General features: G+C 73.9%; 18 protein-coding genes and 3 tRNA genes. 12 read left to right on the forward strand and 9 right to left on the reverse strand.

The genetic code is table 11. From position 1 onward, the window contains the following. The first annotated feature begins 24 nt into the window (after positions 1-24). Positions 25-1950: a hypothetical protein gene (locus tag AB0G01_RS08430; protein WP_360941060.1), complete on the forward strand. Its 1926-nt coding sequence runs from the start codon at positions 25-27 to the stop codon at positions 1948-1950. Here the strand turns inward: AB0G01_RS08430 and AB0G01_RS08435 are convergent. Then, on the reverse strand, positions 1939-3111 hold the full coding sequence (locus tag AB0G01_RS08435; RefSeq protein WP_360941062.1) for a pyridoxal phosphate-dependent aminotransferase: 1173 nt from the start codon (positions 3109-3111) through the stop codon (positions 1939-1941). The two genes, AB0G01_RS08430 and AB0G01_RS08435, sit on opposite strands and share 12 nt — an antisense overlap. 80 nt (positions 3112-3191) lie before the next feature. Here AB0G01_RS08435 and AB0G01_RS08440 point away from each other — a divergent pair, with 80 nt between their 5' ends. Continuing rightward, positions 3192-4397 (forward strand): DUF445 domain-containing protein, encoded by a 1206-nt coding sequence (locus tag AB0G01_RS08440; protein WP_360941304.1) that lies wholly within the window; start codon positions 3192-3194, stop codon positions 4395-4397. 49 nt (positions 4398-4446) lie between these two features. Here the strand turns inward: AB0G01_RS08440 and AB0G01_RS08445 are convergent, their stop codons facing one another. Next, on the reverse strand, positions 4447-4983 hold the full coding sequence (locus AB0G01_RS08445; RefSeq protein ID WP_360941064.1) for a CGNR zinc finger domain-containing protein: 537 nt from the start codon (positions 4981-4983) through the stop codon (positions 4447-4449). Positions 4984-5124: 141 nt separating this feature from the next. Here AB0G01_RS08445 and AB0G01_RS08450 point away from each other — a divergent pair, with 141 nt between their 5' ends. From AB0G01_RS08450 to AB0G01_RS08480, 7 genes are all read left to right on the forward strand, one after another. Continuing rightward, positions 5125-5658: a PadR family transcriptional regulator gene (locus tag AB0G01_RS08450; RefSeq protein WP_360941067.1), complete on the forward strand. Its 534-nt coding sequence runs from the start codon at positions 5125-5127 to the stop codon at positions 5656-5658. Further along, positions 5655-6332: an ABC transporter ATP-binding protein gene (locus AB0G01_RS08455; RefSeq protein ID WP_360941070.1), complete on the forward strand. Its 678-nt coding sequence runs from the start codon at positions 5655-5657 to the stop codon at positions 6330-6332. Before AB0G01_RS08450 ends, AB0G01_RS08455 begins: the two co-directional genes overlap by 4 nt. Before the next feature lie 433 nt (positions 6333-6765). Continuing rightward, positions 6766-9078, forward strand: coding sequence for an FtsX-like permease family protein (locus AB0G01_RS08460; RefSeq protein ID WP_360941073.1), 2313 nt, complete (start codon positions 6766-6768; stop codon positions 9076-9078). A 304-nt stretch (positions 9079-9382) separates the two neighbouring features. Beyond that, positions 9383-11614 (forward strand): FtsX-like permease family protein, encoded by a 2232-nt coding sequence (locus AB0G01_RS08465; RefSeq protein ID WP_360941075.1) that lies wholly within the window; start codon positions 9383-9385, stop codon positions 11612-11614. 150 nt (positions 11615-11764) lie between these two features. Then, entirely contained in the window at positions 11765-12316 is a 552-nt protein-coding gene (locus AB0G01_RS08470) for a sigma-70 family RNA polymerase sigma factor (protein ID WP_360941078.1), read from the forward strand. After that, entirely contained in the window at positions 12313-12735 is a 423-nt protein-coding gene (locus AB0G01_RS08475; protein WP_360941081.1) for a hypothetical protein, read from the forward strand. Before AB0G01_RS08470 ends, AB0G01_RS08475 begins: the two co-directional genes overlap by 4 nt. Next, entirely contained in the window at positions 12732-14861 is a 2130-nt protein-coding gene (locus tag AB0G01_RS08480) for a CHAT domain-containing protein (protein ID WP_360941084.1), read from the forward strand. Before AB0G01_RS08475 ends, AB0G01_RS08480 begins: the two co-directional genes overlap by 4 nt. Here AB0G01_RS08480 and AB0G01_RS08485 read toward each other — a convergent pair. Next, the gene (locus tag AB0G01_RS08485; protein WP_360941087.1) at positions 14839-15930 is read right to left on the reverse strand and encodes a S8/S53 family peptidase; all 1092 of its coding nucleotides are present in this window, start codon (positions 15928-15930) and stop codon (positions 14839-14841) included. The genes AB0G01_RS08480 and AB0G01_RS08485 overlap by 23 nt on opposite strands. Positions 15931-16168: 238 nt before the next feature. On the opposite strand from AB0G01_RS08485, the gene AB0G01_RS08490 reads away from it, so the two are divergent. Next, the gene (locus tag AB0G01_RS08490) at positions 16169-17062 is read left to right on the forward strand and encodes a hypothetical protein (RefSeq protein WP_360941090.1); all 894 of its coding nucleotides are present in this window, start codon (positions 16169-16171) and stop codon (positions 17060-17062) included. Between the two features lie 331 nt (positions 17063-17393). Here AB0G01_RS08490 and AB0G01_RS08495 read toward each other — a convergent pair whose 3' ends face one another. Further along, complete coding sequence (locus AB0G01_RS08495) at positions 17394-18857, reverse strand: PLP-dependent aminotransferase family protein (protein WP_360941093.1); 1464 nt, start codon at positions 18855-18857, stop codon at positions 17394-17396. Between the two features lie 61 nt (positions 18858-18918). On the opposite strand from AB0G01_RS08495, the gene AB0G01_RS08500 reads away from it, so the two are divergent. Continuing rightward, complete coding sequence (locus AB0G01_RS08500; RefSeq protein ID WP_360941096.1) at positions 18919-19548, forward strand: hypothetical protein; 630 nt, start codon at positions 18919-18921, stop codon at positions 19546-19548. Here the strand turns inward: AB0G01_RS08500 and AB0G01_RS08505 are convergent. Continuing rightward, positions 19517-20050: a Clp protease N-terminal domain-containing protein gene (locus AB0G01_RS08505; RefSeq protein WP_360941099.1), complete on the reverse strand. Its 534-nt coding sequence runs from the start codon at positions 20048-20050 to the stop codon at positions 19517-19519. The two genes, AB0G01_RS08500 and AB0G01_RS08505, sit on opposite strands and share 32 nt — an antisense overlap. Beyond that, positions 20047-20259 (reverse strand): helix-turn-helix domain-containing protein, encoded by a 213-nt coding sequence (locus AB0G01_RS08510; RefSeq protein ID WP_360941102.1) that lies wholly within the window; start codon positions 20257-20259, stop codon positions 20047-20049. The genes AB0G01_RS08505 and AB0G01_RS08510 overlap by 4 nt, the downstream gene beginning before the upstream one ends. 63 nt (positions 20260-20322) lie before the next feature. On the opposite strand from AB0G01_RS08510, the gene AB0G01_RS08515 reads away from it, so the two are divergent. Further along, positions 20323-21069 (forward strand): hypothetical protein, encoded by a 747-nt coding sequence (locus tag AB0G01_RS08515; RefSeq protein ID WP_360941105.1) that lies wholly within the window; start codon positions 20323-20325, stop codon positions 21067-21069. Positions 21070-21114: 45 nt separating this feature from the next. Here AB0G01_RS08515 and AB0G01_RS08520 read toward each other — a convergent pair. The 3 genes from AB0G01_RS08520 to AB0G01_RS08530 form a co-directional block, all read right to left on the reverse strand. Beyond that, a tRNA-Phe gene (locus tag AB0G01_RS08520) sits at positions 21115-21191 on the reverse strand. A 35-nt stretch (positions 21192-21226) separates the two neighbouring features. Further along, positions 21227-21300: transfer RNA gene (locus AB0G01_RS08525), tRNA-Asp, on the reverse strand. Between the two features lie 13 nt (positions 21301-21313). Continuing rightward, positions 21314-21386 (reverse strand) — tRNA-Glu (locus tag AB0G01_RS08530). Between the last annotated feature and the right edge of the window lie 156 nt (positions 21387-21542).

Here is a 21542-nt window from a genome sequence, read left to right on the forward strand (position 1 = left end):
TGACCGGTGGGTCATTATGCCCAGGTGTCCCGATTTCGTCAGCGCGCCGTGCTCGTCGGATGTGTCCTGGCCGCCCTGCTCGCGGCAGCCGGGTTGTTCGTCACCGACTACGGCATCGAACCCGACCTGTGGTTGTCCGGCTTGGCCGTCGGGTTCCTGGCGTTCCTCGCCGCCGTCGACCCGTGGCTGCACCGGAGACGGGCGGCCGGGCTCGCCACGGACGCCAACCTCGACGCCGCCGTGGCCGCGCTCGCCACGGCGCTGCGCGCGCAGTGGACCGAGGAGTGCCGCGCCCGCGGGCTCGCGGACGAGATCCTCGACCTGCACTGGTCGTCCGAGAACGGCCGCCCCGGCCGCAGCGACGCCGTGGTGGGCGCGTTCGAGCGGCACCCCCGCCTGGTGTTCCTGGGCGAGGCGGGCGCGGGCAAGAGCACCATCGCCATGCTCCTCACGATCGGCCTGCTGGACCGGCACGGCGGCGGCCCGGTGCCGGTGCTGCTGTCGCTGTCCAGTTGGGACCCGGACACCGAGGACATCCGCACCTGGATGACCCGCCGGCTCTACGAGGAGCACCCGGCGCTGCGCAACACCGAGCTGTACGGCAGCTACGCGGGCGACCTGCTGATCGAGCAGCGGCGGGTGTTCCCGGTCCTGGACGGGCTGGAGCGGATCGCCGAGCGCAAGCGCGCGGACGCGCTGGACCGCATCAACCGCGCGTTCCCGGCGGCCACGCCGTTGGTGCTCACCAGCCGGTCGGACGAGTTCACCGACGCGGGCGTGCCGGTCGCCGGCGCGGACGTGGTGCACCTGCACCCGCTGGACCACGAGGAGATCGCGGGCTACCTGCGCGCCCACTCCGACCCGGTGACCGCCGCCCGCTGGGAGCCGATCTTCCTGCACCTGCGCGACGAGCCGGACGGCCGGCTGGCGGACGCCCTGGCCACGCCGTTCGCGGTGTGGCTGGCGGGCCTGGTCTACGGCTACGGCGAGCCCAGCGAACTGCTCGACCGCACCCGGTTCCCGGACCGCCGCTCGATCGAGGACCACCTGGTGGACGAGCTGGTGGACGGCGCTTTCGGTGACCGTGGCGTCGCCCGCGAGGCGCACGCCAGCCAGGTCTGGCCGCGAGACCGGGCCCGGCGCTGGCTGACGTTCCTGGCGGGTGAGATGCGCGCTCGCGGCATCACCGACCTGGCCTGGTGGGAGCTGCGCCGCTCGGTCGGCCGGCGCTGGCTCGCGGTGCTCGGCGCACTGGTCCTGGGCACGATCGGCGGGCTGGGCGTGGGCTGGCTGATGGCGTACGCGAGCACGCCGAAGCTGGCCCCGGCCACCGGCCTGGCCGCCGGGATCGCCGTGGCCGTGGCCGCGCTGTTCGCCTCCCGCGAGCGCGCGCCCAAACCCCGGCTGGGGATCTGGCGCAGCGTGGTGCTGGTCAGCGGCGTGCTCGGGATGGCGGTCGGCCTGGTGTTCGGCGCGCTGTACGGGCTGTCCGCCGGCCTCGTCGTCGGGCTCGGGCTGGCGGTGGCGGTGGCGCTGCGGTTCGCGCTCGGCAGCAGCGCCGAGCTGAGCCACCCGACCAGCCCGAGGTGGACGATGGCGCGGGACCGGATCGCGGTGTGGACCGGGTCGCTGGTCTTGGCCGTGGTGTTCGGCGCGGCGGCGGGCCTGGTGTTCGGCCCCCACCAGAGCGGCATGGTCGGGCTGGGGCTGGCGTGCGGGCTGATGCTCGGGTTCACGCTGTCCGTGCTGCACCTGCGCTGGTGGTGGTTCACCGTGGCGCGGATCTGGCTGGCCGCGCGCGGCAGGCTGCCGTGGGAGCTGGTCGTGTTCCTGGAGGACGCCCGCAAGCTCGGCGTGCTGCGCCTGTCCGGCGCGTCCTACCAGTTCCGGCACGCCCTGGTGCAGGAGCGGCTGGCGGGCGCGCCCGTCCCCGTCCGCTCAGACGCGTAGCCCGCGCAGCCGGCCGATCGCCTCGTCCAGCACCTCGTCCTTCTTGCAGAACGCGAAGCGCACCAGGTGCCGCCACTGCTCGGGGTGGTCGGTGAACACCTGCACCGGCACGCCCGCCACGCCGATCCGCTCGGGCAGCTCCCGGCACAGCCGCGCGCCGTCGGCGAAGCCGAGCGGGCGGACGTCGGCGGTGATGAAGTAGGTGCCCTCGCTGGGCCGCACCGCGAACCCGGCCTCGGTGAGGCCGGCCGCCAGCCGGGAGCGCTTGTCCTGCAACGACTTCCGCAGCTCCTCCACCCAGCCCAGCTCGTGCCGCAGGGCGTGCGCCACGGCGGGCTGGAACGGCGCGCCGCCGACGAAGGTGAGGAACTGCTTGGCCGCGCGCACGGCCGCGACCAGCTCGGCGGGCGCGCACACCCAGCCGATCTTCCAGCCGGTGCAGTTGAACGTCTTGCCCGCGCCGGAGATCGTGACGGTCCGCTCGGCCATGCCGGGCAGCGTGGCCAGCGGGACGTGCTCCGAGTCGTCGAACACCAGGTGCTCGTAGACCTCGTCGGTGATCGCGATCAGGTCGTGCTCGACGCACAGCCGGGCGATCTCGGTCAGCTCGGCGCGGTCCAGCACCGTCCCGGTGGGGTTGTGCGGCGAGTTCAGCAGCAGCGCCCGGGTCTTCGGGCCGATGGCGGCGCGCAGCGCCCCGACGTCCAGGCCCAGCCGCCCGGTGCCGGGCTCCTCGACCAGCCCGACGGTCCGGCGGGTCGCGCCCGCCAGCGCCACCGACGCGGCGTAGGAGTCGTAGTAGGGCTCGATCAGCACCACCTCGTCACCCGGCTCGACCAGGGCGAGCAGGCTGGCCGCGATCGCCTCCGTCGCGCCGACCGTGACCAGGATCTCGGTGTCCGGGTCGTAGTGCGTGCCGAACCGGGCGCGGTGCTCGGCGACGGCCTGCCGCAGCACCGGCATGCCGGTGCCGGGCGGGTACTGGTTGAGCCCGGCGTCGATGGATTCCTTGGCGGCGGTGAGCATCCCGGCCGGCCCGTCGGTGTCGGGGAAGCCCTGGCCGAGGTTCACCGCCCCGGTGCGCGTCGCCAACGCGGTCATCTCCGCGAAGATCGTCGAGGTGAACGGCCGCATCCTGGTGACTAGCGCTGGTACCCGCACAACGCCGAATCTTCACGGACAATGACGTCGTGGAGCAACTGACCGCCGCTGACCAGCTCAAGCGCCGAGACCTGCGCCGGATGAAACTCGTCGCCACGGGGTTCTTCGCCGCCGCGACCGTGATCTTCGTGGTGGCGCTGCTGTTCGAGGACGGCGGCCCGCCGTGGATCGGCTACGTGCGCGCCGCCGCCGAGGCCGGCATGGTCGGCGCGCTGGCCGACTGGTTCGCGGTGACCGCCCTGTTCCGCCGGCCGCTCGGGCTGCCGATCCCGCACACCGCGATCATCCCGACCAGGAAGGACACCTTCGGCGACGCGCTCGGCTCGTTCGTCGGGACCAACTTCCTGTCCGAGGACGTGGTCCGGGACAAGCTGCGGCGCGTCGGCGTGGCGCGCCGGGTCGGCGCGTGGCTGGAGCAGCCGGAGCACGCCGAACGGGTGACCGGAGAGCTGTCCAACGTCGTCAAGGGCGCGATCAGGGTGCTCCGCGACGAGGACGTGCAGGCGATCGTCGAGCAGGCCGTGGTGCGCCGGCTGACCGACCGGCCGTGGGGTCCGCCGCTGGGCGCGCTGCTGTCCCAGGTGCTCACCGACGGCGCGCACCACAAGCTGGTGGACCTGATGTGCGACCGCGCCCACGACTGGGTGCGCGACAGCTACGACAAGATCGTCGGCCTGGTCACCGAGCGCTCGCCGGTGTGGTCGCCGAAGTTCGTGGACTCGATGCTCGGCGACAAGGTGCACACCGAGCTGCTGAACTTCGCGCTGGCGGTGAAGACCGACGCCGACCACCCGATGCGGCGGGCGCTGGACCAGTTCCTGATCGAGTTCTCCCAGGACCTCCAGACCGACCCGGCCACCATGCAGCGGGCCGAGGCGGTCAAGCAGCAGGTCGTCGAGCACCCGGACGTGCAGCGGCTGATCGGGTCGGCCTGGGGCACGGCGAAGGGGATGCTGCTCACCGCCGCCGAGGACCCGGCGTCCGAGCTGCGCAAGCGCATCCGCACCGGGCTGACGTCGTTCGGCTCCCGGCTGGTCACCGACGACGCCATGCGCGCCAAGGTCGACGGGTGGCTGGAGGACGCGGCGGGGCACGTCGTGGGCAACTACCGCGACGAGATCACCACGCTCATCACCGACACCGTCGAGCGGTGGGACGCCGAGGAGACGTCCCGCAAGATCGAGCTCCAGGTGGGGCGCGACCTGCAATTCATCCGGATCAACGGCACGGTCGTAGGAGCCCTCGCGGGCCTGGTGATCTACACGGTCGGGCAGCTCGTGGTGTGAACCCCTGGGCGCTGCCGCACCACCGGGGGCGTGCGGCAGCACCCAGGCGCTACGACACGCTGAGCGCTCGCCGCTCCCGGAAGTTGCGCGCCTTCTCGCGGTTCCCGCAGACCTGCATCGAGCACCACATCCGCGATCGGTTGCGGGAGCGGTCGAAGAACGCCCACAGGCAGCCGTCCGCCTGGCAGATCCTGAACCGCTCCCACGACCCCAGCACCGCCAGCCGGGCCGCCGCGCCGAGCACCGCGCCCAGCGCGTCCTCGCTGGACAGCGTGGGCACGCCCTGGCTGAGGTCGACCCGGATCAGACCCGCGGCGGGGGTGGGGTCGGGGCCGTCGTGGCGTTCGCCCAGCGAAGCCCGCAACGAGGTGCGGACGGCGCGGGCCTCGGCCAGGTCCCCGACGTCACCCAGGCCGCGCTCGGCCACCCACGCCCGCCAGGCGGCGGCGTGGTCCAGCACGTCGGTGCCGAGTCCGGGATCTCGGGTGTTCAGGAAAGCGAGCAGCAGCTCCACATCGTGTTCCGCATCGCCGGCTCGACCCTGCGCAAAAGTCGCGTGGTCCCAGCCGGCCGCCAGACCAGTCACCCCACCACTGTAAGCGTCGACGGGTGGTGGTGTGGCGGAGTAACCGACAACTCGTGTACATCGGTTAGCCCCATTGCCCATTCGGGCGACCGCCGATCAGGCTATGCACACCATGTATACCTCGTGTGTATAGTCGCTCCCATGTCGATCGGACACACCCTGCTCGGCCTCCTCGAAAAGGGGCCACGGCACGGCTACGACCTGAAGAGGGCCTACGACGAGCGCTTCGGCCAAGACCGGCCGCTGCACTACGGGCAGGTCTACACAACGCTGTCCCGACTCCTGCGCAACGGCCTGGTGGCCGAGGCCGGCGTCGAGTCCGGTGACGGTCCGGAGCGCAAGCGGTACGCGATCACGGACGCGGGCGTGACGGACGTCGAGCAGTGGCTGGGCACGGCCGAGAAGCCGGAGCCGTACCTCCAGAACACCCTGTACACGAAGGTCGTGCTGGCGCTGCTGTCCGGTCGCAGCGCGGACGACGTGCTCGACGTGCAGCGCGCCGCGCACCTGGGCACCATGCGCGAGCTGACCCGGCGCAAGGCATCCGGCGACCTGGCCGACCAGCTCATCTGCGACCACGCCCTGTTCCACCTGGAAGCCGACCTGCGCTGGCTGGAGCTGACCGCCGCCCGGCTGGGCCAGTTGTCCGCGCAGATCGCGGGGGTGACCGGGTGAGCGCCCTGCTGGAGGCGATCGACCTGCACAAGTCGTTCGGCCCGACCCCGGCGCTCGACGGTGCCGGCCTGCGGGTGCGGGCGGGCGAGGTCGTGGCGGTGATGGGGCCGTCCGGTTCGGGCAAGTCCACTCTGCTGCACTGCCTGGCGGGCATCCTCACGCCGGACGCGGGCGTGGTCCGGTACCGGGACGTCGAGCTGAGCTCGATGGGCGACGGCGCGCGCAGCGAGCTGCGCCGGACCGACTTCGGCTTCGTGTTCCAGTTCGGGCAGCTCGTGCCCGAGCTGAGCTGCCTGGAGAACGTGGCCCTGCCGCTGCGGCTCGGCGGCCTGAAGCGCCGCGAGGCGGAATCGCGCGCCCTGGAGTGGCTGGAGCGGCTGGAGGTGGCCGCCGTGGGCGACAAGCGCCCGGGAGAGACCTCCGGCGGGCAGGGTCAGCGGGTCGCGGTGGCCCGCGCCCTGGTGACGGGCCCGCGCGTGGTGTTCGCCGACGAACCGACCGGCGCGCTCGACTCGCTGAACGGCGAACGCGTGATGCAACTGCTCACCACCGCCGCCAAGGAGACCAACGCCGCCGTGGTCCTGGTGACGCACGAGGCCCGGGTGGCCGCCTACTCCGACCGTGAGGTCGTCGTCCGCGACGGCCGTTCCCGCGAGGTGGCACCGGTCCGATGAACCACCTGCTCACCTCCGTCCGGCGCTGGGCCCGCCACACCGTGGCGGACCGGGCCGTCCGCCTACCGGCCCCACGCCCACTCCGCCGCAACCCGGCCCGCACCAGGCCGGACGCCCACACCCCGAGCCACGACGCCAAGCAGTCGGACCACCCGTCCCCCCACCACGCAGCACCCCACCACCCGGCACCTCACCGCGCGGCACCTCACCGGGCGTCCCCCGCCACCCCCACCTCCACCGCCTCCACCTCAGCGGCCACCGCACCGCCACCCCCCGCACCGCCACCCCCCGCACCGGCTCCCGCCACCACGTGCAAGCCGGCAACGACAGACCACACCCCGGCCCACCACCCGTCGGCCACCGTCCGCCCGCGCCTCCGCGCGCTGCCCACCCGCGCCGCCGACAGCCGTGCCCGGCGTGCGGAGGGGGCCCGGTGAAGGGCTGGCTGAGCGACCTCGTGCTGGGCGTCCGCCTGGCCATGGGCGGCGGTCGCACGTCGTGGGCCCGGCTGACGTTGACCGGTCTGGGCATCGGCTTGGGCATCGTCGTGCTGCTGGCGGCGTCGTCCGTGCCGACAATGCTGGCCGCCCGCGCCGAACGGAGTGCCGCGGGCCAACCCGTGACGGCGCAGACCACCCAACCGACGTCGGACGTGCTGTACGTCAAGGACTGGATGTCGAGCTATTACGGGCGGCCGATCGCCGGGGACTTCGTCCTGGCGAGCGGTCCGGGTGCGCCGGTCCCACCGGGGGTGTCGAAGGTGCCCGGTGACGGCGAGATCGCGCTGTCCCCCGAGTTGGCGCGGCTGCTCGACTCCCCGGAGGGCGAGTTGCTGCGCGAGCGCTTCCCGCAGCGCCGGGTCGAGCTGATCACCCAGGCCGGGCTCAACTCACCCCGCGACCTGGTGTTCGTCGCGGGCGACGCGACCGTGCAGCGCGACGACGAGCAGGCCGTCGTCTCCTTCGGTGGTGAGCTGCGGGAGCGCGGCCTCGACCCGGTCCTGTCGCTGCTGATCATGGTCGGCGTGGTGGCGCTGCTGTTCCCGGTTCTGGTGTTCGTCGGCATCAGCGCCCGGCTGGCGGGTGCCGAGCGCGATCGGCGGCTGGCCGCGCTGCGGCTCGTCGGCGCGGGCGCGCAACGGGTGCGCCGGATCGCCGCGGGCGAGGCGCTGCTCGGCGCGGTGACCGGCATGGTGATCGGCGCGGGGCTGTTCCTGGTGGCCCGCCAGTTCGTGGAGCGGCTGGAGCTGATGGGCATCAGCGTGTTCGTCAGCGACCTGACGCCGACACCGCCGCTGACCGCGCTGATCGCGGTGCTGGTACCGGTGCTGGCCGTGGTGACGTCGCTGATCTCCATGCGCCGCACGGTGGTGGAGCCGCTGGGCGTCGTGCGGCGGGCCAAGCCGGTGCGCCGGGTGATGTGGTGGCGGACGGTGCCCGTCTTCGTCGGCACGGCGGCGCTGTGGAGCCAATCCGGACTGCTGGCCGGCTCGGAGCACCAGGCGTCCGAGCCGGTGGTGGTCGGCGGCATCCTCCTGCTGCTGTTGAGCATCCCGCTGCTGCTGCCGTGGGTGGTGGAGCGCGCGGTGGGCAGGTTGCGCGGCGGTGCGCCGTCGTGGCAGCTCGCGATCCGCCGGCTCCAGGTGGACAGCGGCACGGCGGCCCGCGTGGTCGGCGGCGTGTCCGTGGTCCTGGCCGGTGCCATCGCCGTGCAGTCCGTGCTGGTGAGCGCGGAGCACAAGATCGTGGACCGCCCGGTCGACACCGCCGACCGCAGCCGCACGGTGGTGCAGTTGACCGACTGGTCCGAGGAGAACCTGGAGCAGACCGTCGGCCTGCTCAGCCGGGCCGTGGACCCGGCCCGCGTCCACCCGCTGTTGGGGATGCAGTTCGAGTTCGACGAGGACAACGCCTTCGGGGCGTCGGTCGGCTCGTGCGAGACGCTCAAGACCCAGGCCACGCTGGACGGGTGCGCGGACGGTGACGCCTTCTACGTCACCAGCGCCGCAGGGGACGACGCGGACAGGCGGGCCAAGCTCCGGCCGGGCTCGACCGTCACGCTGACCAAGGGCCACCACGAGGACCGGGTGGTCGGTTCGCGGTGGACGATCCCGGACTACCGGGTGGTGCAGCCGCCGGAGCAGGCCGACGGCTACGCCGACCCGGGCCTGCTGCTGACCCCGGGCGCGCTGCGGGGAGTCGACGTCGAGTACGGCTACGGCTCGATCCGGGTCGACGTCGACCCGGACGACCCCGCGATGGTCGAGGAGTTGGGCAACGCCATCGCCCCGCTGACCTGGCGGGTGTACACGTACTACTACGGCCGGACCGAGGTGGCCGAACAGGTCCAGGCGTTCCAGAGCGTCCGCCAAGGCCTGCTGGCGGGTTCGCTGCTCACCCTCCTGCTGGCCGGGGCCAGCCTGCTGATCCTGGCGCTGGAACAGGTGCGGGAACGCCGTCGCCCGCTGGCGGTGCTGGCCGCGAGCGGCGTCCCGCGCGGTGCGCTGAGCCGGTCGTTGCTGTGGCAGAACGCGGTGCCGCTGGTGCTGGCCCTGGTGGTGGCGGTGGCCATCGGCTCCGGCCTGGGGGTGCTGCTGCTGCGGATCGTCGAGCAGCCGATCGTCGTCGACTGGGCGAGCGTCGGAATCCTGAGCGGCACCTCGCTGCTGCTGGTGATCCTGGTGACCGCACTGACCCTGCCGGCCATGAGGAGGGCGACGGGAGCACTGGGCCTGCGCTCGGAGTAGCACAACTCGGGCTCCTCCACCGAGGGCGAGCACCCGGCCCGCACCGGCGACCGCAAGCTCAAGCGGGTAGGACACCCCCGCGCGCCCACCCCCGCGCCGCCACCCACTTCCCGGGGCGGCGGCGCACCCCTCCGTCCACACGCGCCCCGCTACCCCGAGCCCGTTCCCGAACCCGTGCCCGCAGCCATTTCCGCAGCCATTTCGGCCCTCCTGGCCACCAGACGGGCACCCGGACCGTCTTCACCTACGTGATCCCCCCATCCCCCTCCCACCAGACCCGCCACCGAGCCCGGGACGTGCGCCGGTGAACGAGAGGTGGTCGGCGGACCTGGTCCTCGGGGTCCGGCTGGCCGTCGGGGGCGGCCGGACCTCGTGGGCCAGGCCGGCGCTGACCGCGACCGGTGTCGGCCTCGGCGTCCTGGTGCTGCTCCTGGCCGCGTCGATCGGCCCGGCCCGGGAGGCCAAGTCCGAACGGGTCCAGGCCGCCGCGCTCGACCAGGCGCGCTTCTCCGGACCGCTCCGCGCGGACGCGGGCACCGCGCCGCTGCGGGCCCGCGAGGTGGTCGTCTCCTGGCAGGGTCGCCGCATCCTCGGCGTGGAGGTCGCCGCCACCGGTGCCGACCGGCCCACCCCGCCCGGTGTCGGCCGCCTGCCCGCGCCGGGCGAGGTCGTGGTGTCGCCGGAACTCCTGCACCTCGTCCAGACCGACGACTCGATGCGCGCCCGCTTCCCGGAACGGGTGATCGGCGTCATCGCCGACGCGGGCCTGCCGAGACCGAAATCCCTCCTGTTCTACGCGGGCCTGCCCGACGCGCTCGTCGCGGACGCGGCACCGGCGGCGGGCTTCGGCGTCACCGGCCGCCAGTCGACGCTGCTGCCCGCCTACCGGCTGCTGATGGTCTCCGCGATCGGCGCGCTGCTGGTGCCGCTCGGCATCTTCGTGCTGGTCGCCACCCGCCTCGGCGCGACCGGTCGGGACCGCCGGCTGGCGGTGATCCGCCTGGTCGGCGCGAGCCGCGACCGGGTCCGGTGGATCGCCGGCGGTGAAGTCCTGACCGGGGCGGTGCTCGGGCTGTTCGTCGGTGTCGCGCTGTTCTTCGCGGCCCGCCCGCTGGCCCGGTTCATCGAGGTCGAGGGCGTCGGGTTCTTCCCCACCGACCTGCTGCCCGATCCGCTGCTGGGCGCGTTGATCGGCGTCGGCGTGCCGGTGGTCGCCGTGGTGGCGGCGCTGGTCGCGCTGCGCACGGTCGACGTCGGACCGCTGGGCCTGGTCAAGACGCTCGCCACGGCGGCCGACGCGCCGGTCCGCCGGGCCTGGTGGCGGTTCGCCCTGATGAGTGTCGGCGCGGCGGTCCTGGTGGTGGTCTCGGTGGCCGGCAGCGTCCGCGCGGCGGTGACCGACTCGACCACGGCGGTCCCGCTGGGCCTGGGCATCGCGCTGGTGCTGGCCGGCACCGGCGCGGTGCTGCCGTGGCTGGTGGGCCGGGTCGCGGCGGGCGCGCGGCCGGAGGGGGTCGCGCCGATGCTCGCGGTGCGCGGGCTGCGGTCCGACACCGGGGGGCCGCGCGTGCTGGCCGGGGTGGTCGTGGTGCTGGCCGGGTCGCTGGCGTTGCAGGTCCTGCTGGGCGTCGCCGCGCGGGCCACCGCCGAGTCGGCACTGGACTCCGAGGCCGACCGGTGGGTGCTGGGCGTGTCCGAGCACACCCCGATCCGCTCGCTGGAGGAGGCGATCGCGCTGATCGGCGGGGTGCGGCGGGTCAGCGAGGTGCGGCGGTACGAGCAGTCCTCGCCGGTGCCGGCGGTGGTGGTGAGCACGGATTGCGCCGAGCTCGCCGACCGCCTGGAGGTGACCGGCTGCGTGCCCGGCGCGGTGTACCGGACGGCCGAGGGCCGCGCCGCGCCGCCGCCCGGCACCGCGCTGACGATCGACGGGCACGCGTGGACCGTGCCGGAGACCAGGGTGGTGCCCGGCCGGGCGACCGGCCTGTTCGTGGCGAACGGGCCGGACGCCGCGCCCGCCGCCGCACCGCCCGCCGAGCTGGTGGTGGTCGGCGACCCCGACCAGGCGTTCGGCGACCGGCTGCTGGCCGCGACCGGCCGCGTCGACCGGGGTGTCGCGCTGACCTCGGCCTACCACGACCTCCAGGTGGAACTGTTCACGTCGTTGCGCGGTGGCGTGATCGGCGGCTCGGTGCTGCTCACCCTGCTGGCCGTGGTGGGGCTGGCGGCCGTGGACCAGGTCTGGGAGCGCCGCCGGCACACGGCCGTGCTGACCGCGAACGGCGTGCCGCGCCGGGTGCTCGCGGCGGCGGCGGTGTGGCAGTCGGTGATCCCGATCGCGCTGGGCATCGGCCTGGCCGTCCCGGTCGGGCTGGGCACGGCGTGGCTGGTGGTGCCGGCCGAGCGCTTCCGGGTCGACTGGGTCGAGCTGGTGACCACGGTCGGCATGGCGGCGTTCGTGGTGCTCGCCGTGTCGCTGTGCACGCTGCCCGCCCTGAACCACGCGATCCGCCCGGAGAGCCTGCGCACCGAATAGCCGCTTGTCGAGGTGTCGAGGTGTCGAGGTGTCGAGGTGTCGAGGTGTCGACGAAGTTCCGGTAGACGCACCGGAGTCGGGGGCCGTTCCGCGAACCACACCTTCGGGCGGCAGCGGGAGCCGCGCGGACCGAGCGACCCTCACATCGCCATGCAAGATCAACGGAACGCCGAACTGCTGACCCGGGCCCACCACGGGGACCAGCGCGCGTGGCGGGAACTCGTCGACCGGCACATCCGACTGGTGTGGGCGGTGGCCCGGTCGCACCGGCTGAGCCCGGACGACGCGGCGGACGTGAACCAGACCGTGTGGCTGATCCTCGCGGAGAACCTGACCACGATCCGCCACCCGGAACGGCTCAGCGCGTGGCTCACCACGACCACCCGCCGCGAGTCGCTGGCCGTGCTGCGCCTGCGCGGCCGGGAACAACCCGTGGACCTGTGGGACTCGGTCGACGAGGACGAGCCGACACCGGAGGACCTGGCGATCGGCCTCGACACCGATTCCCGCCTGTGGCGCGCCTACACCACGCTCACCGACCGCTGCCGGCAGATCCTGCACCTGCTCGCGTTCGCGCCGGAGACGCCCTTCCGGCAGGTGGCGGACGCCGTGGGCATCCCGGCGAACAGCCTGGGCCCCACCAGGGGGCGGTGCCTGGAGGTCCTGCGCCGCCGGCTGGCCCGGATGGAGGTCGTCCGATGAACGACCGGACCCTGCTCGACGCGCTCGCCGGCCTGCTGGACCGGGTCGACCCGCCGCCCCCGGCGCTCGCCGCCCGCGCCCGGACCGCGTTCACCGAGCGCACCGGAGCGCTGCCCGCCCGCCTGATCACCGACTCCGCGCACACCACCGAGACCGGGATGCGCGGCGTCGGCCGCATCCGCACGATCCGCTTCACCGAACTGGACCTGCGCCTGGAGCCCACCGGGACGGGCCTGCACGTCACCGGCCTGGCCCGCACGGGCACCCACGCGGTGGCGCACTGGCCGGGCGGTGCCCGCACCACCCCCGTCGACCCGTCGGGCTGGTTCCACGTCGACCACGTCCCGCCCGGCCCGGTCCGCTTCGTGCTCCGCGACGAAGGCCGCCCCGACATCGCGACCCGCTGGTTCGTCGCATGACCGCCACGCACGGCGGCCACGAGCGCGCCCTGACCCTGGTCGAGCAGGGCCGCCTCGGTGCCGCGCACCGGCTCACCGCCGAAACCCTGACCGGCACCGACGACCCGAAGATCCACCTCACCGCCGCGTGGATAGCCCTGGACCGAGGCGACGGGGACGCCTGCGCGCGGCACCTGGGCGCGGCACCGTTCACCGGCCTGGACCGCGCCAGGGCGCACTGCCTGCGCGGCCTCCTGCTGTGCCAGCAGTCCACGCCCCACCGCGCCGCCGCCGGCCTCACCGAGGCCGTCCGCGCCCTGCGCCGCCACGGCGACCGGCGCTGGCTGGCCAACGCCCTGACCGGGCGCGGCATCGCCCGCGCCCACGCGCTGGACCCGGTCGGCGCGGACGCCGACTTCACCGCCGCGCACGCCATCCTGACCGGACTGGACGAGCCGGCCAGAGCCGCGATGTGCTTGCACAACAGGGGTTTCGCGGCGATGCTGGCCGGTCGCACCCCGGCCGCCCTGCGCCACTACGAGCAGGCCGCCCGCGAAGGTCTGCGCACGTCGACCCGCCCGGAGGCCCTCGTGGACCGCGCCCAGGCCCTCCTCGACACGGGCCTGATCCGCGAGGCCCGCGACGTCCTGCACCCCGCCGTCGCCCTGCTGACCCGGTGCGACCGGGGTTCCCGACTGCCCGAGGCCCTGCTCCTCGCGGCCCGCTGCGCGTTGCGGGACGACGATCCCCGCGCCGCCCGCACGTTCGCCGAGCACGCCGAAGCCCTGTTCACCGCCCAGCGCCGCGCCCGGTGGGTACCCGCCGCCCAGGCCGTGGCCCTGCGCGCCGGCCGGCCCGGCACCCCTGCCGGGACCGCCCGGACGTGCGCCGACCAGGGCCACCACGACGAGGCCGCCGAGCTGCACCTCACCGCCGCGCCGGACCGGATCCCCCGCCACCGGGGCACGCCGAGGTCCCGCGCGATCGGCTGGCTGGCCCGCGCCCGCACCGCCACCACCAGGCGTGCCGCCGCCTCGGCCTGCCACGCGGGCCTGCGCCTGCACACCCCGGACACGTGGCCGGGCACCGAGCTCACCGACACCGCCCTGCACCACGCCCTGGCCGGTCGGGACGCCCGGTCGGTGGTCCGCTGGTCCGAGCGCCGGCGCAACTCCGCGCCCACCCCGACCGCCGAGACCGCCCTGGTCCTGCTCCACCTGAGAGCGGCCCGGACCCGCGCCGAGCACGCCCGGGTCGTCGTGCTGGAGCGGGAGGTCCGCCGGCTCTCGCTGGCCGCCGGCACCACCCGGACCCCGACCGCGCGGTTGGACGAGCTCGCGGGTGCCCTGGGGGACAGGGCACTGCTCGACTTCGTGCACCACCGGGGTCGGCTCGTCGCGGTGTCGGTGGTCACGGGCCGCTTCCGCCTGCACGACCTGGGGGACGCGCGGACCACGGCCGGGCACGCGACTTCGTTGGAGCTGAAGGAGAACCGCGCCGCCCTGGACCACCTGGACGCCCTGCTGGCCCCGGCCGGCGACCACCCCCTGGTGATCGTGCCGAGCCGGGAGCTGGCCCGGGTGCCGTGGGCCGCGCTGCCCGCCGCCCGGGGCCGCCCGGTCTCGGTGGTGCCGTCGGCGACCTGCTGGCTGACCGCGTCCCGGCTACCGCTCGCGATCGAGCGCCGGATGTGGGTGGCCGGCCCGAACCTCCGCCACGCGGAACAGGAGATCACCGCACTGCGCGCGGCTCACGGTGGCGAACGGTTCCGGACGGTCGCTTCGGCATTGTCGGGAATGGCCCGATCGGACGTCGTGCACATTGCCGCGCACGGCGTGCGGCGAACCGATCTGCCGTTGTTCTCCCACGTGGAGCTCGCCGACGGCCCGGTGCACGGGTACGACTTCGACCACCTCCGGAACGCGCCTTCGGTGGTCGTCCTGTCGGCCTGCGATTCCGGGTTGGCCACCACGTTGGTGCGGCGCGGGGTCCGAGCGGTGATCGCCAGCGTCCGCCCGGTCCCCGACGACCGCGTCGCGGCCCTGATGCTCGACCTGCACGCGCACCTCGCCACCCCGGCGCACGCGCTCGCCCGCGCCCAGGAGAACCACGGCGACCTGGGCTTCACCTGCGTGGGCGCGGGGTAGCGCCCGCTCCGCACAGGCGGTTCCCGGCCGGTGCGGGGGTGCGGACCCGGCGAACGGCCTCGTCCGGTGCCACGCCCTCGTGCAGGAGCCGGGCGAGGTCGGCCGCGACGCGGGGAGCGGCGAACGAGGTGCCGCTCCACCGCGCGTACCCGTACGCACGCCCTCCCCCTCCGGCCAGCCGGACGAAACTGCTGGTCACGTCGACTCCCGGCGCGATCGCGTCGACCCACGTCCCGTGGTTGGAGAAGCTCGCGTCCGCCCCGACCGCCACCACCTCCGGCAACGCCGCCGGCCACACCGGACGCGAGGTGCCGCCGTTGCCCGCCGCCGCGACGACCACCCCGCCGACCCGCCCGACCTCGTGCCGCAGCACCGGCGGGCACCGGTCGTCCGACGTGTGGCACCCCGCCGTGAGCAGGACGACGTCCGCACCGCGCGCCGCGCGCAGACCACTGGCGACCGTCACGTCGTCGGTCAACCCGAGCGAGGACAACACCCGCCGTGGCCGCACCCGGACGCCCGGCGCGTGTCGCACCAGGACACCCGTCACGAACGTGCCGTGCCCGGCCTGCCGGTCCTGCCCCGGTCGGCCGTCCGCGTCCAGCACCTCGGGGACGGCGGTGAACCAGGTGCGCCCGGCGAACCACGGGTGCGGGTCCAGCCCCGTGTCGAGCACGGCGACCGTCACGTCCCAGGTCTCCTCACCCGGCGGGGGCGGGGCGTCGGCGGGTTCCGGCAGGGGCCGCGCGGTGCCGATCATGATGGGGCTGCCCAGGTGCACGTGGTTGGGCGCGACGTCGAGACCGCTGTCCGCCGCGATCCGCACCGGTTCCCCTCCCGGCCGCAGCCTGATCCGGGCGAAGTTCGGTTCGGCCGTTTCGTCCACCCGGTCCACCCAGCGGCGCAGGTGGTCGGCCGCCGCGCGCACGCCGTCCGATCGCACCAGCAGTTCACCTGAACGGACCAGGCACTCCTGCGGCCCCCCGGGATCGTGCACCACCAGGTCCGGTTGTTCCGCACGCCAGGATTCGGCGAGTTCCGCCAGCGAGATGACATCGAAGCTGTCCACACCGGACAAACTGCCCGCTGTCCACACCGGACGCTCGTTGTGGTCACCCGATGCGCTGAACACGACGCACGGTGTTCACGGACGGGCGCGATTACCCGGACAGCCGCACCACACCGCCCTTCCGGGTGGGTTCCGTGCCAGAACGTTCGAAATCGCGGTGACCAGTGCTAGACATGGCAGAACGTCGACCTCGAACGGTCCGTCGCGTTCGCCGTACCCGGAACGGTGGTGATCTCCAGTGGCAGTCTCCGACGCGGTGCGCCGCAGCGGATCGCTGCTGCTCCGGGCGCTGGCCGTGGGCGGATTCGCCACGACGGCCTGGTTGCTGGGCACAGGTGCCGCCGCAGCGGACGGCCAGAACCACCCGGACGAGGGGCCCACGACGCTCGACGTGGTGAACGTCGCGGTCGACCAACAGCGCACCGCGACCGCGGAGCTGCTGGAAGCGATCTTCACCGACCACCTGACGCCGGCTCTGCCCGGTCCGGTGGTCATCTCACCCGTCCAGGTGCCGTCCCCGATCGGCGCGGACCTCCCGATCCAGTCGGCCGCCCCGGTGACCGGGCCGGTCGCGGAGACCGTCGCGGAGACCGCCGAGGGGCCGACCAGCTTCACCGGCGGCACCGCGAACAGCGGTACCGGCACGCGGACGGGCCTGATCGTCAACACCGTGCCCGCGCCCGTGTACGAGGCGAAGGTGGCCGCGAAGGCGGCAGCCCGCCAGGCGGCGCTCCAGACCGAAGCGCCCGCGCCGGTGCCCGACGAGGTGCCCGTGCCGGTCCCGACGCCCGTCGAGGCGCAGCTCCCGGTGACCACCGCACCCGAGCCCGCGCCACCCCCGGCCCCGGTGCCGACCCCGGCCGACGAGCCCGCCGCCGAGGCCCCGGTGACCTGGGAGAACCCGGAACCCGCGCCCGCCGCCCCGGCACCCAAGCAGGCCCCGGCACCCACCGGGCCGACGACGGCGTCGACCAGCGGCCACGACAACTCGAACGGCCACCGGGGCGGCGTGATCGCGTCCGCGACCAGCCAGGCGGGCTTGATCGCGCCCGCCGTGTGGTCGGTGGAGCAGCGCGAGGACGACCGCTCCCCGGGCAGCGTCCCGGGGCTGCCCAGCACGTCACCCGACTGAGCGAGACGGCACAGTCCTGCCCTGAGCGCGGGACCCGCCACCCCCGGTCGACTCTCCGGTGACCCCCTTCCGAGGTTGTCGTCACACCCCGGAACCCCTTGCACCACCACGAACTCCCGGTTCCTGCCGACCGCGCCCCGACAGGAACGGGCACGATCCCGTCGTCGTCACACTGCCCCTGTGCCCCGACGGGATCCCACGGGAACCTGCGGCCGGGGACGCCCTCCCTGGAGCGTCCCCGCCGCAGGTCCACGGACCACCATCGGGCTCCGGCTCATCGAGGGGCTGCGCCGGAGCCCGATGGGGGCGATCTCCTCGCCGGGGTGCCGGGTCAGGCCACGGGCATCGTGATGTCGGCCTCCCCGACCGCCGGCGAGGTGCCGTTGACCGAGGCGGCCACCAGGCCCAACCGGCGGACGGCTTCGCGGAGGACGTCCGCCGGCAGGACGTACGGCAGGCGCAACCACCGCTCGAACCCGCCGTGCGCACCGAAGCGGGACCCGGGTGCCAGGCGGATGCCGTGGTTCTGGGCCACCACCGCCACCCGCGTGCTGATCGGCGCGTCCAGCTCGCACCACACGCTCAGCCCGCCCTCCGGCCGCCGGAACCTCCACTGCGGACAGTGCTCCCGCAGCCCGGCCAGCACCACGTCCCGCTGGGTCGCCAGCAGCGCGCGCCTCCTGGCCAGCGCCGCGTCCGGGTCGGCCATCAGGTCCGCCAGCACCATCTGCTCGACCACCGCCGACCCCAGGTCGAGCGCGGTCCGGGTGGACACCAGCCGGTGGACGACCTCGGGAGAGGCCCGGATCCACCCGATCCGCAGCCCGCCCCAGTACGCCTTGCTCGCCGATCCGAGCGTGATGACCAGCTCTTCCGCGAACGACGCCATCGGCGGCGGCCCGTCCAGCGGATCGCCGTCGAGGTCGAGCTCCACCACCGTCTCGTCGATGACCAGCGGCGTCCGCGCCCGCCGGGCGATGGAGGCCAGCTCGGCCCGCCCCTCGGCGTCCAGCCGGTGGGCGGTGGGGTTGTGGAAGTCCGGCACCAGGTACGCCATGCGCGGCGCGGCCTGGCGGAGCGCCGCCGCGATGCCGGGCAGGTCCCACCCGGTCGACGTCAGCGCCACCGGCACCGGGATGGCCGACACGGACTTGATCGCGTCCAGCGCGTTCGGGTAGCTCGGCTGCTCGACCAGCACCCGGTCCCCCGGCCCGGTGAGCAGGCGCAGCGTGAGCGCCAGGGCGTGCTGCGCGCCGCTGGTGATCACGATCTGGTCCGGCGACGTGGGCAACCCCCGCGCGGCGAACCGGGCCGCGATGCGTCGCCGCAGGTCGGGTAGCCCGTGCTCGTAGTACCCGTGGTCCGTCAACTGCTCGGGCAGCCGCAGCCGGACCGAGTCGAACGCGGCGAGCATCCCGGAGATCGCGGGCGGCGCGGCGCGGGCGAAGTCGACCATGCTCTGCCCGACCAGCGGGGTGTCCGGCACGATCCCGAGCGACCCGGTGGGCAGGCTGATCCACGACCCCGCGCCGCGCCGGCTGGCGACGAGCCCCTCGGACCGCAACTGGTCGAGCGCCGCGGTGATCATGGTCCGGCTGACGGGGAGCGCGTCGGCCAGCTCGCGTTCGGCGGGCAGGCGGGTGCCGGCGGGCAGCCGGCCGTCCAGGACGAGCATCCGGATCGCGGCGGCGAGGTCCGCTGAGCCCTGGCGGGCACCGCGGCGTCGCCACTCCCCGAGCTGGCGGGCCAGCCGGAGGCCGGATATACGTCCACCTGGTGGGACGTCATAGTTCATAAGGCCAATTATTGAACTTTGGCTCTGGAAAACAAAGCCAATCCGGGCGGACGATGGCCACATGCTCGCCGCCCTCACCCAGGTCCCCGTCTCCGTTTCCCCCGTCCGCCGCGTCCCGCAACTCGTGGCGGGGCTCTGGCTCTACGGCACGAGCATGGCCCTCCAGATCCGCGCGACGCTCGGCCTCGACCCGTGGGACGTGCTGCACGAGGGCCTGACCAAGCGCACCGGCCTGAGCTTCGGCACGATCACGATCATCGTCGGCGCGCTGGTGCTGCTCTGCTGGATACCGCTGCGGCAGAGACCGGGTGTGGGCACGATCGCGAACGTCTTCCTGATCGGCGTCGCCGTGGACGTGACGCTCGCGCTCCTGCCCACCCCGTCGGACCTGGTGGTCCGCATCCTGTTCCTGGTGGCGGGCATCGTCCTCAACGGGCTGGCCGCCGCCGTCTACATCGGCGCGCGCCTCGGTCCCGGCCCGCGCGACGGCCTGACCACGGGGTTCTGCGCGCGGACCGGGACCTCGCTGCGGCTGGTGCGCACCGCGGTCGAACTCGTCGTGCTGGCGGGCGGCTGGCTGCTGGGCGGCACGATCGGCATCGGCACGGTCCTCTACGCGCTGGCCATCGGCCCGCTCACCCAGGCGTTCCTGCCGCTGGTCACCTGGGTCGGTTCGCGACCAGCTTCCTGACCTCGGGGTAGGTCACCCCGCGAGCCGCCAGCACCTCGGCCACGAGCCCGCCACCGGCCAGCAGCGCCAGCACCAGGTGCTCCCGGCCGAGGGTCCCGTGGCCGAGGTCGCGGGCTTCGACGAGGCCGCGCACCAGCACCTGCTTGGCCGCCGCGGTGAAGGGCAGGTGCCCCCCGAACGTCCACCGCCTGCGCTTGGCCGGGCCCGCCAGCGCGCCTTCCCCGAACGACCGCTCGACCGAGGCGACGACGTCGTCCACGTCGATCCCGAGCCCGCGCAACGCTTCCGCGTCGGCCGAGCTGAGCCCGCCCTTGCGCCGGGCGTCCCGGAACACCTCCTCGACCTCCGCGCGGGACACCCCGAACAGCGCGAGCACCGGCGTGCCGAGCAGCGCGAGCAACAGGTGCTCGGGCCCGATCTCGCCGGCGGACGCCTGCTGCGCCTCCTCGACCGCGTCGTGCACGGCCTGCTTGGCGTCTTTGGTGAACCGTTCGCCGATCATCGGCTGCCCCCGTGCTTCTTGTGGACGGCCTGCCGGCTGACGCCGAGCTCGGCCGCGATCTCCTGCCACGACCAGCCCCGGACGCGGGCGTTGCGCACCTGGACCGCTTCGAGCTGTTCGAGCAGCCTGCGCAGGGCGCTGACCGCTCGCAGCCCGACCTGGGGGTCCTGGTCGCCCGCTGCCGAAGCGAGATCCGTTGCCTCCGTCATGACGTCAACCTTGGTTGACAATCCTGCGGTTGTCAACCCACGTTGACGCTAAGCTCGGAGTCGATGCCCGAGATCACCACCGCCGAGCGCGCCGGGGTCGGCCCGGACGGCGCGCCGAGGCCCACCGAAGACCGGATCGTCGTGCTGGAGAACGCGGTCGTCCTGCTGGACGGCGCGACCTCGCCCACCCCGCGAGCCCGCGACGGCGGTTGGCACTCCGCCCGGCTCGCCGCCCAGTTCGGCCCCGCCGACGGCCACCTGCGCGGCGACCTGGCCGACGAGCTGGCCGCCGCGATCGCCCGGCTCGCCGCCGAACACGGCCTGGTCCCCGGCGACTCGCCGTCCTCCACGGCCGCGATCGTGCGCTGGACCGACGAGACCGTCGACGCACTCGTGCTCGCGGACAGCCCGGTCGTCGTGTTCGGGGAGGGCATCGACGTCGTGGCCGACGACCGGCTCCGCGACCTGCGCGGAAAAGTGGGCAGGGTCACCGACTGGCGCAACCGCGAGGGCGGTTTCTGGGTGGCCGAGGCCGAGCCCGCCGCCGCCCACCGCGCGGTCCGCCGGTCGTGGCGACGTGACGCGGTCCACACGGTGCTGATGGCGACCGACGGCGTTTCGTGCGGGGTGGACGATTACGCGCTTTTCGCGGATTGGCGAGAAGTGGTGGACATCACTTTCGCAAAAGGACCGGAGGCGGTGCTCGACGCGATCCGGGAAGCCGAGGCGACCGACCCGGAACGAGTTCGGTGGCGACGGCCGAAAGTGCACGACGACCAGGCGCTGGCGGTGCTGCGCTTCACACCGTGAAAAGCGGAAAGCCGCACAAGTTCCCTTGTGCGGCTTTCCGTGAGCTGGTGGCCAGGGGCGGGGTCGAACCGCCGACCTACCGCTTTTCAGGCGGTCGCTCGTACCAACTGAGCTACCTGGCCAGGTGGCGGCCCGGCCGTGCAGCCGAACTACCTTGCGACCCAGACGGGACTCGAACCCGCGACCTTCGCCGTGACAGGGCGACGCGCTAACCAACTGCGCCACTGGGCCTTGCTCTACTACGTGCCCCCAACGGGATTCGAACCCGCGCTACCGCCTTGAAAGGGCGGGGTCCTAGGCCGCTAGACGATGGGGACCCGGTTCCTCCAGCAGCCTCTCGGGCCACCTTCTTCCCAGGCCCTCCACGCTGTCCGGTGGAAGCATCGTAAGCATAGGGCACGTATGCCACCTACTCCAAAACGGGGGGTCTCCACCGTTGTTGACCTGCGATTCTTTCCTCGGCGAGACCGCCT

Origin of the sequence: Actinosynnema sp. NPDC023587, from assembly GCF_040640215.1 — a bacterium.
GTDB lineage: Bacteria > Actinomycetota > Actinomycetes > Mycobacteriales > Pseudonocardiaceae > Actinosynnema.

What these genes read in the sequence shown, in the direction of transcription:
- AB0G01_RS08515 (WP_360941105.1), top strand. Translation starts at nt 20,323, where the DNA reads ATGCCCGAGATCACCACCGCCGAGCGCGCCGGGGTCGGCCCGGACGGC.
- AB0G01_RS08500 (WP_360941096.1), top strand. Translation starts at nt 18,919, where the DNA reads ATGCTCGCCGCCCTCACCCAGGTCCCCGTCTCCGTTTCCCCCGTCCGC.
- AB0G01_RS08450 (WP_360941067.1), top strand. Translation starts at nt 5,125, where the DNA reads ATGTCGATCGGACACACCCTGCTCGGCCTCCTCGAAAAGGGGCCACGG.
- AB0G01_RS08505 (WP_360941099.1), bottom strand. Translation starts at nt 20,050, where the DNA reads ATGATCGGCGAACGGTTCACCAAAGACGCCAAGCAGGCCGTGCACGAC.
- AB0G01_RS08480 (WP_360941084.1), top strand. Translation starts at nt 12,732, where the DNA reads ATGACCGCCACGCACGGCGGCCACGAGCGCGCCCTGACCCTGGTCGAG.
- AB0G01_RS08440 (WP_360941304.1), top strand. Translation starts at nt 3,192, where the DNA reads ATGAAACTCGTCGCCACGGGGTTCTTCGCCGCCGCGACCGTGATCTTC.
- AB0G01_RS08470 (WP_360941078.1), top strand. Translation starts at nt 11,765, where the DNA reads ATGCAAGATCAACGGAACGCCGAACTGCTGACCCGGGCCCACCACGGG.
- AB0G01_RS08475 (WP_360941081.1), top strand. Translation starts at nt 12,313, where the DNA reads ATGAACGACCGGACCCTGCTCGACGCGCTCGCCGGCCTGCTGGACCGG.
- AB0G01_RS08495 (WP_360941093.1), bottom strand. Translation starts at nt 18,857, where the DNA reads ATGAACTATGACGTCCCACCAGGTGGACGTATATCCGGCCTCCGGCTG.
- AB0G01_RS08510 (WP_360941102.1), bottom strand. Translation starts at nt 20,259, where the DNA reads ATGACGGAGGCAACGGATCTCGCTTCGGCAGCGGGCGACCAGGACCCC.